This is a genomic window from Serratia sp. PAMC26656 (assembly GCF_016469055.2).
Taxonomy (GTDB): domain Bacteria; phylum Pseudomonadota; class Gammaproteobacteria; order Enterobacterales; family Enterobacteriaceae; genus Serratia; species Serratia plymuthica.
The window spans coordinates 2,681,695-2,699,036 of record NZ_CP150486.1 but is presented as its reverse complement, the minus strand read 5'-3'; the positions used below and the strand labels follow the sequence as shown (position 1 = coordinate 2,699,036).

The window sequence follows — 17,342 nt, the reverse complement described above, 5'->3', positions numbered from 1 at the left end:
ATAAATCTGAAAGTTAGGGTGAGATTGCTGACAGATGAACACGTTTAGCCAGTTTCTTTTGCAGAATGATAACGATAATTGGGAACCCTGATGCGGAAATTGCACATACCGCCAGCAACTTGTTCACATTTTGTGGTGCCATGCCATGATCAGGTAATAGAAAAGCGGACAGGAAAAATGCGACGGTTGTAATCAGATACATGATTGATGTCTGTAATGAAGAAAATCCAGCTCGTTGCCTGTCATCAGGAAACTGAATCGTAACCGCTGAAGATGAAACCAGACGACTGTAAGATGCACCGAGAAATAAAGTAATAAATAACGCTGCATGCTGATAGCCCAGGATGGGTATTAGCAAACTCAGTATAAAGACTATGGTCGACCCTGTAGCCAGAATCAAAGCAGAAAAACGGGTGGTTAACACGCCTGTAATTTTTGTAGACAGGTAACCTGTAACACCCCCGCCGAAGAACAGCCAAGGCAACAGGTCTTGCGAAGCGCCCAACTGCTGTGTCATTAATGGTACCAGAATAGGAATGACCAGCATTGGACTAAACTGTACAAGCGCATTACTGGAGGCGAACAGTAAAGTATCCACATCAAGAGGCTGCGTGCGGAGCCTGTCGAAAGAGACCGGGTCTTGGGGTATGAGGGATACAATCAGTGGCAATGCCAATAAACAAAGTGTGCTTATTAACCACAAAGCAACGTGCCAACCATAATTTGCACACAAAAATAATATAGTGGGCATTCCCACAATGCTTACCATCGAAAATGACGCAATCACCGTCGCCAACATTTTTCCGCGCAAGTTAGTCGGCGCGTTGTTTATCAATATGCTTATACCCACACCCATTGTCGTCCCTCCAACCAACCCTGCACAGAATCGTAGTGTAAGCAGAAGACTAAAACTGGAGGTGAATGTCGTCAAAAGTGTCAGTAGACCTAATAGTGCCATATTGGCGATTAAAAAACGTTTCTTATTGAAACGACCAATCCAGTAAAAGGCGATAACTCCCGAAAGGACTGCACCAGATGTGTACATACCGGACACATAGCCTGAGAATGATACGGGAACTGCGAAATCTGCTGCCATAAAAGCAAAAACAGGGTTGAACACCATATATTCCAGCGCATTAGTGAACTGGATAAAAGCCATTGCAATGGCTATCCGCATGAGGGCTTTATGATTAAACGTCTGTGTGACCAGTGGCATAGCAAGTAACCTATGGATGAAAGATATCCGAGTTTAACCGCTATCAATGGTGTTCATTACATGGTAAAAATGGCACTTATTATTATCATATATGGGATAGTTGATGCGTTCGGCTCTTGATTTTAATACCCTGAAAGTGTTCATTGCGGTGGTTGAAAGAGAAAGTTTTGTTGGGGCATCGAAAGTCCTCGAAATGCCGACATCAAATGTGAGTCGTTGTATTTCTCAGTTAGAAGAAAAACTGAATCTTCAGCTCATTGAGCGCAGCACCCGACATATGAAACTCACCCAGGCGGGGCACCTACTCTATACTCGAGCGAAGCCATTACTGGAGGCGCTTGAGCAAACTGAGACAGAATTAACGTTGCGGCAAATGCAACTCAGGGGCCCATTACGTATCTGTATTCCCAATGAAATAGGTCCTGCATTGCTGGGTTCTGTTATTGCCGATTTCGCCTGTCAGTACCCGGACCTGGAGATCAGCTGTGTCACAAATTTGTCAGGTTTCGAATCCCTGCGAGATGATCTGGATTTAGCTGTCATTATTACCCGTGGTCAGATGGATGACAGTGACTACATAGCCCGTCATCTGGTGACTATCCCTTGCACCATTGTTGCAGCCCCCTCCGTCATTCAGCGTTATGGCACCCCTTCTCATATCCAGCAATTTGAAGAATTACCCTGTATTACAACGGTAAGTGCACTGAAAGGTGCTCCCTGGCAGTTTGTCAATAAAAAGGGGGGATTCGAGACCATTAAGGTTAAAGGGCATTATCGGGTAAACAGCGGAGAGATGGCAGGACGAGCTGCCGTATCCGGTGTCGGTTTTGCAATTCTATCGAAACAAGCCTGCCAACCCTACATTAGCGATGGACGGTTAATCGAGGTTGAGTTTGAACAATCGGCAGCCCCATTGCAATTGTTCGCACTTTATTCAGATCGGCGTTATTTGCCCGCTAAAACAAGAGCGCTCATTGATTTCATACATCAGAGATTGAGTCATATACCCTCGACGGATTGCGGTTAAAAAACAGGCTTAACGTACAATAATTTTCGATATCAAAACTGCCCCCTGTCTATAGAAGGTTCATCCACAGTGATCTTCCGGCTCCACGGCTGGGAAATTTGACATGATCGAGCCGGGATCTGGCTCGCTTCGGTGAGTTTTTACGGTTCGAAAGGATCTGACCGCTCATTGCACCTGCATATAGTTAGCTTGGAATAAATATGATTGTTGATGTATTATCATCGCTATTTCTTCTGTTAAAACTCATTTCCATTACTGCCATTAATAAGTAAATCCCTAAGCAATAGATTGATTACGGTGCTAACAATTACGGTTAATGACAGACCACACGCCCCTTTCAAACAAGGGCGTTTTTCAATGTATTGATTTGATACGGCTAACACGCTAATTTAACAAAAACAGAACTATCGCATCCTCTTTTTTTGATTATTTAAAAGATTTGTCATTTGTTTTTTCAACGTCGTGATTTGCTTGATTATCTCAACATCAATAAAAAAATACTTCATTTATTTTTATGTGTCAGTTGATTTTTTAGTCGCCATTGCTATTGTTGAAGGTGAGTAAATCACCGCTCCCGACCAGCAAATATATTCTATTTTTATACTCAAAAGCGTATAAGGATCTGATTATGCCTATTAAAAAATACGTCATTCTTGACAGCAATCCAAAAGCTGTCGGGAATAACGACTTTATTCTGTTAGGTTTGAAAGCCACCGGCTTCGCCAGAGGTTGCCCCATGTTATTTGGGGGGACGGCAGATGCAAAAGACGGTCCGGTTGACGGCAAGAACTTTGCCTTAAACGTGATAAAAAGAGAAACCTGGGAAGAAACCCTAAAGAATATTGAAGTCAATCAGGTTGTTCGTTATCAGGCTTATCCCAATGATATCAGCGTTTATACCAGCAACGACTTCATCTTCACCGGTCAGGTCACCCTTGGCGGTGAGTTCGCATGGATACGCAAAGTGAGTAAAGGAAAATTAAAGGCCTACTTTAAAAATAAACCTTCCGCCACCAAAGACATGTTTGCTCAAGAACTTTTCAGTATGACCGCGGACCCCAATATCGATCCGACCGAGGGTGAATTTGAAGCCTATCTTGGTTCCGACAGTCTGAGCGCCATTTATTCCTATTGCAAAGAAACCTGTAAATAAATCCACAACCCTATCTGTCGCCAATTATTTTATCCATCGATACTTTCGCACGACAGTGCCAGAATTTTATTGGGTTCCTGATATTATGATTTCGCAAAATTATACGTCCGATGAAAAGAATATCGTTAAAGCGGTTATCAATCAGTATGGCAATACCGGCATATTTATTATTGAGCCCGGAAATCCATTATTGGTCGATTTTTACGATATCCAACTAAGACTTGCGGGGATCACTCCAGGTGCTTCGCCGCAATTCTCCCAAGTCTGGCAACAATCGAAACAGAGTAAACGCACTGCAGGCCGGCTGAGCGAGGCTGGCAACGGCCATGCCCAACCGGTCTACAGCATAGTGCGGTTGGACTCCATCGACGGCAGAAGCTATCGCGCAGATGCTATTGGCTCCTTGCCGGTTTCTGCCAGCAATGTGACGCAGACCCTCGGGCTGTTTGACGCCGAGGCGACCAATGTTGGCCAGGTGACAGCCAACAAGGCCTACGTTTACACCGCAGATTGCGCAATCACCGCGAATGGCGATTATCCGCAAAGCCAGCTCACCGGTGATTTTCCGGTCACGGTCATTTATACCTTCGCGCAGACTATTGACCAAAATACCTTTTATGGCGCGGAAATTATTACTACGCAAAGTTACCCTAAAAGTATTTACAATGATTCACCGCGCAGTCTCTATAACCAGGACGCAATAAAGATTTGTTTAACCCGTGATGCGCCAGACTGTGACTATCGTTATGGGTACGACGGTGACGGTACCGTCAGGGTGCCAATTAAAGGCACTATCACCTATAACGGTAAAATAGATCTTAATGCAGGCCAGCCGGTAAACGCAAAGAATGTTATTTATCTGATCCGCACCCGTGCCGGTGGCGATCCCGTAACACCTTATGGCGATTTAAATATTTTTAACTCGTCCAACACCCAAATTAATGGCGATACCCTCTCCTGGGATCTTGACTGGTTAAAATTCAATCAAGTTGATTTTGAATCTGGCGAATGGGTTTATTATGTATTCAGAGTTAATCTGAACGTCGAGGGCAGAAACATCGTTGCATTTATTACCAATGCACCCAAGAACCTTGAGCCGGACCAACGTTTTTTAAATACCGCACCGTTAAAACCCATGTGCATCGTTTATGGCTGTCTGGGTGAGAATACAAAAATCCTGATGCAGGATGGCAACGAGAAAATTATTACCGATATTAGCACCGGCGAATATATACAAACGCGTAATGGTCGCGTACTCAGGATTGATGCCATCACTACCGGGCATGAGCGCCATTATGTTGAGATCACCCTGCGGGATAACAGTAATAAAATAAAAAACATTACCGCCAGCCTTGGGCACCCTTTTATCACATCAACAGGCATTGTCATGGCGCGAGAGCTCAATCACGCCAGCCGGGTTATTACGCTGGATGGCGAGGCTGAAATTGTCAGCCTGGTGCAAAAAGAAGGCGACATTAAGGTTTATAACCTGCAATTACCGATAGATACGCCGGTAGACAAGCTGCCTTACGACAATAATACGTTATACGCCAATGGCATCTTGGTCGGCGATAACCTGATGCAAAGGGTTTGTGAGGATGAATATCATCAGCGACCGGTCAATATCCTGAGCAAACTGCCTCAAGAATGGCATCAGGATTACCAAAACCATCTCAATCTGGCGGGTAAGTAATATCATGTACCAAGGATATCCGGATTTTCAGGAAATTATCATCACCGGTAGCCAAAGGTTTATCGCCACCTATCAGCAAAATGATGCCTATTTCCTATACCCAGAATCCGTCAGCATTTTGGCGGCAGACCCACTGGCCTTCTCTTTGGATATTGTCCGCAGTGTCAGCACCGACAGCATTTATGGCTGGCTGAACTTCACCACCGAACTGCAGTTTGCCGGCGAGCAAAGCCTGGCGGACTTCAAACAGCAATACCCGGATAAAGCCGTAAGGGTGCTGCCGGTGTTGCCCGGCAGCCTGGGGTTTGACGTGCCTGTCGAGTATCACAGCACCCTGAGCGGGCAAAGCTATGATGCCACCTGGTATTCGGCACAGTGCATCCAGTTTATTATTTTGCTGAATTCGGCCAGTACCCAACTCATTGAGAAAACGCTGCTCGATGACACCCTCGGCTTTAATGCGCGGCTGGACGGCTTTGTCGAAGGGGTATCGCCACGCCTCGCCTATGCCATCGAGTTTGATCCCAAAGCACTGATGCGCGAGTTGGCCGCCGGGGTCAAAGGCGCGTACCCCGTTGAGGGCGATCGCGTAGCCTTCGACTATGGTCTGTTGACCCAATACCTGTACCAGAATGCCGCGCTGCTGCCGCTGAAAATCACCCCGCCGCTACCGATTAACGCCCCCGAGGAAACCTTGCTTTTCATCCAGGCGTTTCTTGATCGACTCTGCAACCAGCTGGGCTCGCCTTACGTCGGCCCACCGGCCAGTAACGTGGCCATGGTCTGCCTGAGCCTGCCGACGCAAGGCGGCCGGGAGATCTTCAATCTGGATAGGGTAGTACTTAGCCGGCGGCCGCTTTGCTTTTTGCTGGATCCTTTTGCCGCAGCACAGCAAATTGCCAAGGTCTCACCCGATACCATTATCCATCGCACCACCGCCCCGCCATTACCGGCAGGCGAACTGGAGATCGACGTCTTTTACGCCTTCCCGCTTGGGTTGAAAAGTAACGTCTTTATCGACATTCAGCTCACCGTGCCGGCGGGCGATATTTACCCGCTTGACCAGACGCAAACACAATTACTGGTTCCTGACAGCAGTCGATTGACCTTCAGGTTCCATAACAGCGCATTGGACAAGCAAGCGTTCCTCTACCAAATCCGCGTTAACTACCCGCAGGATGGCGCTTATCGCACCCTGAGTAGTGAAGTGCGGCGCAGTGATAATCGCGCTCTGGTACTGGATTACGCCGCGCTGCCCTGCGATTTCCTGACCATCGGCATTGACCCGGGTTTTGCCCAGCAAAGCCGGATTGGCGGTCTTTATCACTCTGCCGGCTGGCGGCAGGACCTGGCGTTAACGGCGGCAACGCCCTATTTCAGTTGCCCGATCCTCGGTGACGATACCTATGCCGATGCGACGGCTTATTCCTTGTCCGGCAGCGATGCCGTGCCGCTCCCTATGCCAATAACCCAGGCCACCACCATCGGTGCCTACAGTTTCCCGCAGTTTGGTTCGCAGCGGGCGCGTATCACCGTTCATCTGCCCGCCGAAATGCTTAAAGCCGTGTTGACCTTTCAACCGCAAAACGAAACCCGAACGTCGGAGCATACCTTTACCCACCAGCAGGACAGCTTCGGATATCAATGGAATGTCACCTCTATTTTTGCTGCCGGATTTCGTTACAAAACCTCTACGGGCTCATGGTCGCCCTATGTGACCGGCGATCAAACGATTGATATCGAAGGTGAAAAATAATGACTGACTCTTTGAATCCCCAACAAACCTTACAGAATTTTTTCCTGCTCGGCAGAGCCTTGGCGTTTCACGATCAAACCTTGCCATCGGAGTGCTACACCTATGGCAGCTTTACCCCGCAGGTGGTGCTGGACACCCCGGCAGGCAAAGTCAGCGCGCTGCATTTGCTGACCAGCCCCGGCGGGGGCCTGGCAACCTTTATCGCGCCAAACATGCCGGTCGATACAGCGGCGATCGAAGCCTACATCCGCCAGCATTTCATCCCGGCACCGGGAAAAATCAGCCTGGCGCAAGGCGATATTCGCCAATCGTTATTCCTGCGCTTTGTCCGCCAGCCGGAGTCAGACAGCTATAACGTCGAGTTCGAACAGTCAAAAATGCCGCTGACCCACGCCGAAGCCGGCCTGCTGGACAACGCCATTCGCGGGGCCAAAAACCAGGTTTACCTGGTCACGCACAGTCAGTTCAGCGTCAGCAGCCGCGCCACCGCCAGCCTGGATGCGAACTGGGTCGCGTTTTTAACCCTGGCCTTCAACGAACAGGCGCGCCAACCGGAGGCTATCGCCCTGTTGCTCAACCAGCAGATCGACGCCGGCGTGATCACCCTCCTGGAGCAGTTTGACAATACCCCCTCGGAACAGACCCGTCAGCTGGTAAGGGATTCGTTGGTGAAAACCGCGTCGCAACTGGTCAGCAACACGTTACGCAATATCCACTCGGTAGATGAGATCCCCAACAAGCTCAGTTATGACGTCAGCTACAGCAACAGCGTGCCACAACGCTATTTGCTGGCACAGCAACAAGACATCGCCACCCTGCTCGGCCAACTGCCCGCCGACAGCATTATCACCTTTACGCCAACGCCGTTGCCGGAACCCAGCCGACCGGACAAACCCATCGAGCACCGCCAGTGCTTGGTCAGCCTGGGGTTCAACCCTAACGGTTTCAACATTATGTCTATCGAACTGCGTTGGGCGGGCCAGCAAACGCCAATGCAGTGGCCCAATTTCCCGCCGGTGATCTTAAAAACCGAAACGACGGTCGACGACATCACCCTCAAAGTGACGTTTTCCGACTACTCCAGTTATGAAAGCCAATTCGGCTGGCAAGACGCAGTCGCACTCACCCCTCAAGACCTGGGCTTTTACAGCGTACTGTTTGAAGCCGGGCACCTGAAGGACGGCTTTAAATCGATTAACGGCACGGCCACTTATGTCCCTGCCGGCCAGGTTAAAAAACAAAACTTCAGCTTCGCGTTTGTCAACCAGCAATGGCAGACCAACTGGTGGATCAATGCCCATGCAGCCGGACTAAATGGCCGAATCGATTACCGCTGGCAAGGAAAAACCTCGTCGCTGTTCCCCAAAACCTACGACTCTGGCCCACAACAGGCCACCGTCAGCCCCGTCAAACTGCAATACAACAAGTGACATAAACAAGAGGAACGCCCTATGTTAACCACCGCTTTGCAGCAATCGGTCAAGATCGCTACGGATAAGTATCTGGGTATTAAGGAATATGCCTTTACCTGTTATGGCGACAGCATTGATAAGAATATTTACTATGTGGTGCCGGAGATCCCGGTGTTTGTCGCCAGGGATACCAAAAGCCCCTATTTCATGTTCTACAAGTATCGTAGTGAAGACACCCAGGGCGGCTATGCGCAATTTACCGTCATGCTGCCGCAGCCTGATTCGGAGATGAAAGACAAGATCAGCATCGAGTTGCTCGGCGAGCTTAAAAAGCCGCTGATCGCGAAATCCACCCTGATCGTCAAGTATGTTCAAGCCGAGCAGGCCTCGGTGGCCGATCCCGAAAATGCGACCAAAAAAGCAGCCATGGATACCGCGTTGCGCAATACCGGTTTAAATGACGATCAGGCTGCCAGATTTGTCGCGTTATATGACAGCAACCAAGGCAATGACCAATTCGTGCATGAATTGACGCCAACAAAAATCAAGCTGGAAGTCCCGAGACTCACCTCGGCACAGGCTTCATTGATTCTGGACAGCAACGAGAAATTCTATCGCCAAATCCCCACCACGGTGTCGCCATCAGGCCTGGGGGATAACAATACCGTTTTCAGCCTTTCACTCACAGGCGAAGGCGCCACCCTGTTCGAACAGGTGTTGAAAGGTACCGATACGAACTCCAGCGTAGGCATTCGCTTCGATTTCAGTCTGGATGCTTCCCTGCCGGCGGCCAAAGTCACCGTCAGCTACGATAGCGAGATCACCAAGTCGGTAACGCAAAGCATCAGCTACCACACCTGGTCGGCCGATGAGAAAAAAATTGAGCGCGAATATATCGAAAAAGGCGCGATCAAGGTCGATGTTCAGACCGGGCTCTCTTACGATGAAATGGGCATGACGCAGGAACAATACAATAAATGGAAAGAGGGGCTGGCCGCCTGGGGGCAAAAACAGGTAGAGCAGATTTTAAGTAGCCAAACCGGGTTGGACATGAGCCTCGAGTTGCTTAATGACGCCGACGGCTTTGATAAATTCAAATCCAGCCTCAGCGAAACCAAAAGTTTTACCCGCGTCTATGAGGAAAACTCGGTGGTCTCTTTCTCCATCGCCCCCCAGACCCAGTTGCCGTCTATCCAATCCATCGTCGGCGAAGCCAATCTGAAAGATTACTTTAAAGAGTACGATCTCAACGATCCTTTCTATCAGTACATTCAGCCCGAGTTTTTTGTCACTCAGGACCTGGCGAAATACAACGTGGCCAATATCGTGGTGACCGCCATCTACGACAAAGACAATCAGAGCACTCTGCAGTTTTCCCCTGGCGACAGCGAAGCGAAAAAAACCGGCAAATGGTTTATCAAACCCGAGCTGGGCCGTGCATTTAAATATTCCTATACCGTCAACTTCACCGGTATGCAGGCCAAGCCCTACCACTCTGGCGAACTTCAGAGCGATCAGGATCTGATTATCTCCATCAACGTGGCCGACTGCGGCATCGTTTATGCCGACATTGCTACGCTGCTCGATCCTATGGGCTGGAAAGTTTTCAGCCAGGTGGTGATCAAAACGCAATATTCCGATCCGGATAAGGGCGTCAAACTCAAGACCAACAGCCAGGTAGTCAGTGAATCGACTCCGCCTCAACCCTTTATTTACCCGATTGGCGTCGAGGTGGATAAACCGATTTATTTCTCCACCGATTACTATGCCCTGGATGGTGACAGCCTGACCTATATCCCCAGCGGCGTTGAGACCAGCCCGCAGCTACCGGGCTATGGGCTGATCCGTGGCCACCAGATCCTGGTCGCCAATGCCCTGCCGAAATCGCAGAAGTACACCATTATCTTCAAACCGACTCAGAAAGAGATCACCCTGATCACCTATGAAATGGTGGTGTATTACCCGAAATGGGACTTTACGCAATCCCAATCCCTGGCCCTGACCGAGTTTGACTCCAAGTCCCTCACCCAGTATCTGACCTTCGACCTGATGCAGGCGGATAAAGAGAATGAGGTGAAGATCCATTACGTCTCTACGGTGTATTACGGGGCTGACAATCTGGAAAAAACCGTCGAGAAGGATGTGACAGGAACCAGCACCATCGTGGTGGTGACTTACTGATGCACTGACACACCCCAGGGCAAAGCTTCTTTGCCCTGATTCACCTTTATAAAATGGAATGGTCGCTATGAACACTCAGGTCGTAGTGCAAAACATCTGTTTTATCCGAGCCGACCCGGACAGGCCGATTTATTATTATTGCGCGGCCGCGCCGGGCATTAGCGTTATTGACGGCAACCAGCCCGCCGTCCAACTACAGATATTTAGAAACAGCAGTCAACCGGCCACGGTTTACTATGCCATGTTGTCGCTGCAAACCCAGTTGACCAGCAGCCTCGAGGCGGCACAGGCGGCGGCAGCGGGCAGCCCGGACATCCCGCGCGATGCGGTGTTATTGCCGTTACAAGCCATTGCCTGTAGCGCCACGCTGGACATTCCCGGCTTTATCGCCGGTCAAACCAGCAAAACCTCATTGAGTGAGCAACAGAACTGCTATCTGCTGGCCAAATTGCCGCCGGACGCCGATATTGCACTGTTGGCGAGCCTGATGAACGCGCCGGCCTCCACGCCGATCGCCATCAGCTACAAAATTGACTATCTGCAACAGCTCCCCCCTGCCACGTTTGAGTTGGAAGCCCGCTGGAACCAGGTTTATCAGTTCCTGCAAGAATCGGTCGGTTTCAACCTGTTGATTTTTTCCGTCGATATCGAAGAAACCTCGTCGCGGTTAATCAGCGAAAAAGTGGTCACTGTCAAAGTCAGGGACACGGATCCCGATGGCCACTTCAAGCAGGCCGCGGCCGAACTGACACAGATCCTGATCAGCGAATTTTTTACCCCGGTGTTTGCCGAAGTCCCGCAACAATCCAAGCCAAAGGCCGGGTTTTATCTGCAACGGCTGTCGGTTGAGGATATTGACCAACGGCGTTTAAGCGGAAAACTGACTGAAACCACGGTAGTCAAACGCTCGCTTTATCCGCAGGCGCTGTTTGCTGAACTGGTCGCCGGTACCGACTATCAGGCCGATCGGGTGATCAGCCAACACGATCTGCAGGATGATTTCTTTGCCCACCGAGAGGTCCGGGTCAGTCTGCTGTCCGACGAACTGGACGATAACGTTCAACTGGTGATGGTGCGTCTGCGCTATGGCCCGGACAACAAGCAATACACTTTCCGCCAGGGGGATACCAAACCGAAAATCTTCCGGTCACCCAGTATCACCGATCCGAAAACCGGCAAAATGCTGTGGCCCGTCGAGTATGACTTCACCGTCTACCTCAACCAGGCGGTGGGCGGCGTAAGATCGGTCAGTTCCGGCGCGCTGCAAACCGAATTGAACGATGTCTATCTGGATATTGAGTCGCTCTACGGCCGCTATGATTTTGTCATCAAAACCGCCAGCCTGTTTGACTGGCGCTGGTACCAGTCGGTGTTGGTCACCCTGCGCTGCCGGCACATTGGAATGCCGGCAGCCAGCCTGTCGAAAAGCTTTCAGATTAGCCAGACGGCGCAGCAGGACAGCTACCCGGTGATGCTGCCCAACCCCGACCAGTACTTATTTGACGTCACCAAAGAGTACAGTAGCGCCGTCAATTCGCCCCATATTTCTGCGGAGCTGAACGAACCGACCAGTCAGGACGTATACCTGTTCTCCAGTTTGTATCACCAGCGAGTATTAACGCTGTCTGCCAGTATGGACTGGCAACAGGTGGAGTCGGTTCTGGTGTCTGCAAGCTATGCCTATTTGCCCGGCGATGAAACCCCGCCTCTGCAGCAAATTTTTCAGTTTACCGAAATCGATGCCGCCTCACAGCGCTTTAGCGCCGACCAGGTCGATCCCGAACGGCTCATTGTCAACCTTGAGATCTGGTTCAGTTACCTACCGGGCCAGGGCGGGGATAAGCCCGAGTACGTCCAAACCGCCACCGATCAAGACACTATTGATATTGCCAACCTCAATTAATTAAGGAAACACCATGTTATTACTCAGAGCAAGAACCGCCACCATCAACAACATCACCTTCTTTGCCGATGACTCCGATGACAAACAGTTCTGGTATTTGCCCGGTGATATCCATATTGCAGAGAAAGACGGAAAGCCGATTTTTTCATTGATTAAATACACCGGCGACGGCAGCGGTCAGCAAGGGGGTTACATCAACTTCGAGGTGAATACCGCGATCGATGAAGCCCAGCTGGACCGCACCTTCAACGAATACCTGCGTAAACTGAATGTTGATCCCAAAACCGCCCGTAAGGCCCAGGTGCCGTATGACAAAGGCACGGTCAACTTTTTTGTGCTTGATGTCGGCAGCGCTAACGGCGAGTTGATCAGCGCGCAGTGCCCCAGCCTGTTTGGCAATAACAGCGCCATCTTCAGCGCCAAACTGACGCCGGAACAGGCCGTCATTCTGGAAGCCGCCTTCAATCAGGCGCAAGCGCCAGCCGCCGTGGCCTATAACCTCAGTTTTACCGGCATCACCCCGGCGTTAAAGGTCGAGGTCGAGGCCAGGTTTGAAAGCCTTTACAAAGAGTTCGATCTTAAGTTTGGCGCCAATATCCCCATCCCGGTGGAAACCCCCGCCAGTTTTTGGTTGGGTTTTGACAGCGTGATTAAAAAACTGCAGCAGGATCAGAAGCTGGTGATCAAAGTCACCGAGAGCATGCCGAGCGAAGAGGAGGCGAAGGAAAAGGAATGGGCGTTGCAATTCGTTAAAGAGGAGATCCTGAAAAGCTTCTTCACCGCGTCGCTCAAGCCCAATGACGACAGCAATACCCAGGCAAAATCGGCCAGCGACTCGATTTTGGACTCGCTGATTTCCAGCGGTAAAGAAGGCGAAGAAGGCGGTAAAGGCGGTTTGTTCCCGAGCGCCTCGCTGGAAATAAAACTGGTGAGAATCGAAGAAACCAAGAGCCTGAATTTCAACTACACCTCGTCGAAAGCGCTCAGTCAATCCGCCGTGCCGCAAAACTTTATCGGCAGCGACATCCTGCGCGCCAAAAAAGAACCGCCTTACTTTATTGAAGTGAACGTTAACGATCCCTTCTTCCAGAAAATCGATTTTACCGTATTGGGACCGGACGGCTTTGCCGAATACGGCATTAAAGCCGCCACCTTCAAAATCGACTACAACAAACAGGTTTATACGGCCGAGCCATTTATCACCGATGACGGTAAATGGAGCAAAACCATCTCGCGCAGCAGCGACAGCAATGAACTCTTTGTGATCCACAGCGAGTATGCCTTCAAGTCTGCCGCCACCTCCGGTTGGGAAGGCAGCAGCAGCTATCAGCCGCAGACGGTATCGGCCTCAACCCTGCTGAACCTGGATCCCGGCTCGGTGCTGACCTTCAACGAAATAACCATCTTCCTCGACAGGAAATTCTCTTGGGAGAATTACAATCAGGTAATTGTCGAGCTGAATTATCTGGATGACAAGCAAAGCCGTAAAACCAAGAAGTACCTGTTTACCGAAGATAAAAGTGATGAACAGACCTTCAAATATCGCTGCCTGACGGAAAAACCCTGGAAGGTTGGCTATAAAATCACGTACTTCCTGGTCGGTGGCGACAGCGTCGTTCGAGACGGCACCGAGAACCCGCCCGCCATCGTTATTCCAGCCGTGGCCTAGGTGACTGACGATGGCCGAACGTAACGCAGTATTGCCAGCGGCATGGAACGCCCTGGTAAACGCCCTGTGCCAGGAAGCGCCTTATTTGCGGACCACGCTGGTCCCCGAGATCACCCGTTTCAGCCAGGCACGCCTGGCCTCCGGTTGCCTGGCCGCCGCCTTTAACACCAGCCTGCTGGCCTATAACGGTTGCCCGCTTGAGTTCACCGTCTCCTCGTCTAAACCGCAGGCGTTATCCTGCACGCTGGATCCTTTTTTGCCGCGTTACGCGGAGGATCGCGGGATCGCGGCTTTTTACCGGCATTGCCAACGAATCACCGCCGCTCCTCCGCACGTTAATGCTGAGGTCAGTTTTGACGCAGTCAATCGCATGCAGCGCGAAAGTGTGCAGCCGCTGCGATTTGGCTCCTGGCTGGGGCGAAAATATGCGCCGGATGCAGTCAAGTTCAAAGTGTATTCCGAAGTGCCTGACGCGTCCACATGGCCTGGCGGCACGGCGGATTACCCGGTTGCCGGTTGCCAACAGGCAGGTTTGTCGTTACTGATGGTTGGCTATTACCCGGAACTGCCTGCCTCACCGCGCGAATATTACTTTCAATGGCACAGCGCACTGATCACGCACGCAGATATTGCGGCGGTCATGGCCTTTTTTGGCTGCGAGGGATGGCTTGCGGCACTAACGCCACTGCTGGATAGCGCACTGCGACACACGTTGAGTGGCGAGGGTTTTCCACCCACCACCTACGGTTTTAGCCTGGCCTATGACCAAAACGGCGCACTGGAGAGTTTTACGTTGTTCACCATCGCGCCCGGTTTCTTTGGCGATAACCAGCGGGTATTTCCCGCAGTGCAAGCCCTGTCGGCACAAAGCGGCCGCACCCTGCCCTTGCTGCAACGGGCCATGACCGCGCAGGTCCCGCTGCAGTTCAACGTGGTCGGTTTTTCGGTTGATATGCAGGGCCGTCACGGCATCAGCTGTACTTTCAGCCCGCAAAACACGCAATTCGAGGTGTTGCCACTGAGAGCGGCCCCCCCAGCGGTAAGTGACGCCCGTCCCAACCTGACGGCGTTGCTTGAGCAGCAGTGCGCCAGCGGTGCCTTTATTTCCCATGTCAGAACACCGGATGGCCGTTGGCATCGGGATGAAAATGCCTTTGTCACCGCCCAGGTCTTACGTACTCTGGAGTACACCCGGCAGACCGCGCCTTATATCGAGAAGGCACTCGATTTCTTGCTCGCCTGCGAAACCCGGCCGTTCCATTTCAGCTTTTGGCCGACCGCAGCCCATCCTGCATGGATGGCGAACCAAAGCCTCTGCGCAGACATTGACGACACCGCCATCATTACCGAACTGCTTTACAAGTTTGGCCGCATTTCGCTGGCGCAGCTCAGGCAGACCGTTGCGCACATGAACGCTTATCAGGTCCGCCGGGTCGATCCCCGTCAGTCGGCGGTGCAACATCAGTGGGCGGAATGCCAAAGCTTTCATACCTGGATGAAGGACGACAATGACATCCGTCAACTGGATTGCTGCGTAAATACCAACGCACTGATTTTACTCAATACGCTAAAGGCTGAAACCGGCGTTGTCGCGCCGGCCTACCTGCGCATTCTTCAAATGCTGAACCGGGCCGTGCAGTGGTGCGGCAACCACTACGACAGGCTTAGCACCCTGACGCCCTATTACGCTCATCCCCACGAATGGCGTACCGCCCTGGAATACGCCAGACAGCGCGGGATCCCGCAACTCACGCCCGTCATTGACGCTTTGGCCCGCTGGCAACGGCCCGCCGACCGGTTGGAAAGCCCGCTTTACCGTCGGCATGACGGGCGCTTCCTCTGGACCTCGGCCTGCCTGAACCCATTCAGATCTCTGGCCCACCCCCATCGCACTGAGGATAGCTATGAATACCTTTCTCAATGATCTGGTCACACTGAACAAAATCATTCTGGACAACGCACGCGAACAGTTTCCAGACGCCGAGGCAAAACGGTTGCGCTATCGCGCCGCGCCCGCCGCATTGGCAGAGGATCTGGCCGCAGAGGTCTGCACCGAGATCGTTTCGGGGGAAACCCGTTACCAGATTGCCACCACTACAGACGGAACCAGTTGGAGCATGAAGCTGGATTTCGCACTGAGCAGGCAGGTACCGCAAGTCCCCTATGTGGTGCTGACCTTCAGTACCTTCGGCAACGTTGACGAAATGATATTCAATAAAGTGTTGCTGACCGCCACGGAAAACCGCTACCACGCGCAGTTGGATCTGGATCGGTTGGAACAGCGCGACGCCCTGCTGCGCGCCCTGTCGGATTACGACGCGCAAACCACGCTGGTGGTGGCCATCGTCACCGATCACGGCATTCTCAATACCATTACCTCACCTAAAATCTTCTATTTTGCCGAAAACTATTACCCTTATATTTACCAGGGTATTGTGCCGCCACCGCCGCGTCTGCAGTTGATTCTCACCCCAATGCCTTATAAGGACGTGTGGTACAACTATTATCAGGACTATGTCCGCAAAAATTACCTTTACTATCTGCCGGATACCTTCCTGCTGGCGACCAATGCCGACGACGACGACAAACCTATGCTGTCGATTTCCTTCGCCGCCGCAGAACACGCGACGTCGCTGGACGATGTCAAAGTGACCTTCGATTATTTTCTCTCGCCCAAGGTAAACCAGGCGCGCATCGCCGACGCCGCCGGGCAGTTCACGCAAACACAACCGGACGGCAAGCTGGCACCGTTCGCCAACGCCGACTCGCTGAAGCTGCAGTTGGGGTTACCCGATGGAAAAACCGAGGAGAAAAATGCGCTGATCAACCTGCAAAGCGGCATCGTGGATTCCTTCACGCTGCCCGCCCAACAGTTTGCGCTGATCTGGGATGCGTTATTTGACCGCTCACCGCAAAACCTGTTGCTCAAGGGTTATCTGGCGGTGCAATTCGTCGGCTTTAACCCGGACAATCTCCCGGTGCTGCTCGCGCTGGACGCCAAATACCAAAGCAAAGTTCGGGAATTCATCAAACAGACCGCCCCGGTAGACATCAATAAAACCGTTGAATTCAGGAGCGACAGCGGTGCTTACGATCCCTCAGGCCCGCGCCCGATCAAGCGTATTCTGGTGAATATCGACAATCAAACCGTCGAGTTGGATAAAGACCATCCCGCTCATTCGGTCAACGTGAAGATCTCGGTATTGGAACTGATCCTTAATCCGGATAAAAAGCTGGTTTATCATTATGATTTACAAGTCTATTACGTCGACGGCGGCATGACGCCCTATTACGACAAAACCTCGAGTTTTGAAATCATTTATGTTCCGTGA

Annotated in this window: 11 protein-coding genes; 10 read left to right on the top strand and 1 reads right to left on the bottom strand. The window is 51.3% G+C overall.

The genetic code is table 11. The features are described from left to right. Nucleotides 1-13: 13 nt before the first annotated feature. Nucleotides 14-1,216 carry an MFS transporter gene (locus JEM67_RS13765; RefSeq protein WP_199635827.1) on the bottom strand — a complete coding sequence of 401 codons (1,203 nt, stop codon included), beginning with the start codon at nt 1,214-1,216 and terminating at the stop codon, nt 14-16. A gap of 103 nt (nt 1,217-1,319) precedes the next feature. On the opposite strand from JEM67_RS13765, the gene JEM67_RS13760 reads away from it, so the two are divergent. From JEM67_RS13760 to JEM67_RS13715, 10 genes are all read left to right on the top strand, one after another. Continuing rightward, nucleotides 1,320-2,243, top strand: a complete 924-nt coding sequence (locus tag JEM67_RS13760; RefSeq protein WP_199635826.1) for a LysR family transcriptional regulator — start codon at nt 1,320-1,322, stop codon at nt 2,241-2,243. Between the two features lie 628 nt (nt 2,244-2,871). After that, the gene (locus JEM67_RS13755) at nt 2,872-3,396 is read left to right on the top strand and encodes a hypothetical protein (RefSeq protein ID WP_199635825.1); all 525 of its coding nucleotides are present in this window, start codon (nt 2,872-2,874) and stop codon (nt 3,394-3,396) included. Between the two features lie 85 nt (nt 3,397-3,481). Beyond that, the gene (locus tag JEM67_RS13750; protein ID WP_199635824.1) at nt 3,482-5,089 is read left to right on the top strand and encodes a hypothetical protein; all 1,608 of its coding nucleotides are present in this window, start codon (nt 3,482-3,484) and stop codon (nt 5,087-5,089) included. Between the two features lie 4 nt (nt 5,090-5,093). Next, nucleotides 5,094-6,845: a hypothetical protein gene (locus JEM67_RS13745; protein ID WP_199635823.1), complete on the top strand. Its 1,752-nt coding sequence runs from the start codon at nt 5,094-5,096 to the stop codon at nt 6,843-6,845. Beyond that, on the top strand, nt 6,845-8,275 hold the full coding sequence (locus JEM67_RS13740; protein WP_199635822.1) for a hypothetical protein: 1,431 nt from the start codon (nt 6,845-6,847) through the stop codon (nt 8,273-8,275). Before JEM67_RS13745 ends, JEM67_RS13740 begins: the two co-directional genes overlap by 1 nt. 21 nt (nt 8,276-8,296) lie before the next feature. Then, the gene (locus tag JEM67_RS13735; RefSeq protein ID WP_199635821.1) at nt 8,297-10,438 is read left to right on the top strand and encodes a hypothetical protein; all 2,142 of its coding nucleotides are present in this window, start codon (nt 8,297-8,299) and stop codon (nt 10,436-10,438) included. Nucleotides 10,439-10,505: 67 nt separating this feature from the next. Then, nucleotides 10,506-12,341 (top strand): hypothetical protein, encoded by a 1,836-nt coding sequence (locus tag JEM67_RS13730; protein WP_199635820.1) that lies wholly within the window; start codon nt 10,506-10,508, stop codon nt 12,339-12,341. Between the two features lie 13 nt (nt 12,342-12,354). Further along, complete coding sequence (locus JEM67_RS13725) at nt 12,355-14,010, top strand: hypothetical protein (RefSeq protein ID WP_199635819.1); 1,656 nt, start codon at nt 12,355-12,357, stop codon at nt 14,008-14,010. 10 nt (nt 14,011-14,020) lie between these two features. Beyond that, on the top strand, nt 14,021-15,934 hold the full coding sequence (locus JEM67_RS13720; RefSeq protein ID WP_199635818.1) for a hypothetical protein: 1,914 nt from the start codon (nt 14,021-14,023) through the stop codon (nt 15,932-15,934). Next, nucleotides 15,915-17,342: a hypothetical protein gene (locus JEM67_RS13715; RefSeq protein WP_199635817.1), complete on the top strand. Its 1,428-nt coding sequence runs from the start codon at nt 15,915-15,917 to the stop codon at nt 17,340-17,342. The genes JEM67_RS13720 and JEM67_RS13715 overlap by 20 nt, the downstream gene beginning before the upstream one ends.

Bases quoted from the DNA above. Each gene is read 5' to 3' on its own strand.
- JEM67_RS13765 (WP_199635827.1), bottom strand. From the start codon at position 1,216: ATGCCACTGGTCACACAGACGTTTAATCATAAAGCCCTCATGCGGATA.
- JEM67_RS13760 (WP_199635826.1), top strand. From the start codon at position 1,320: ATGCGTTCGGCTCTTGATTTTAATACCCTGAAAGTGTTCATTGCGGTG.
- JEM67_RS13755 (WP_199635825.1), top strand. From the start codon at position 2,872: ATGCCTATTAAAAAATACGTCATTCTTGACAGCAATCCAAAAGCTGTC.
- JEM67_RS13750 (WP_199635824.1), top strand. From the start codon at position 3,482: ATGATTTCGCAAAATTATACGTCCGATGAAAAGAATATCGTTAAAGCG.
- JEM67_RS13745 (WP_199635823.1), top strand. From the start codon at position 5,094: ATGTACCAAGGATATCCGGATTTTCAGGAAATTATCATCACCGGTAGC.
- JEM67_RS13740 (WP_199635822.1), top strand. From the start codon at position 6,845: ATGACTGACTCTTTGAATCCCCAACAAACCTTACAGAATTTTTTCCTG.
- JEM67_RS13735 (WP_199635821.1), top strand. From the start codon at position 8,297: ATGTTAACCACCGCTTTGCAGCAATCGGTCAAGATCGCTACGGATAAG.
- JEM67_RS13730 (WP_199635820.1), top strand. From the start codon at position 10,506: ATGAACACTCAGGTCGTAGTGCAAAACATCTGTTTTATCCGAGCCGAC.
- JEM67_RS13725 (WP_199635819.1), top strand. From the start codon at position 12,355: ATGTTATTACTCAGAGCAAGAACCGCCACCATCAACAACATCACCTTC.
- JEM67_RS13720 (WP_199635818.1), top strand. From the start codon at position 14,021: ATGGCCGAACGTAACGCAGTATTGCCAGCGGCATGGAACGCCCTGGTA.
- JEM67_RS13715 (WP_199635817.1), top strand. From the start codon at position 15,915: ATGAATACCTTTCTCAATGATCTGGTCACACTGAACAAAATCATTCTG.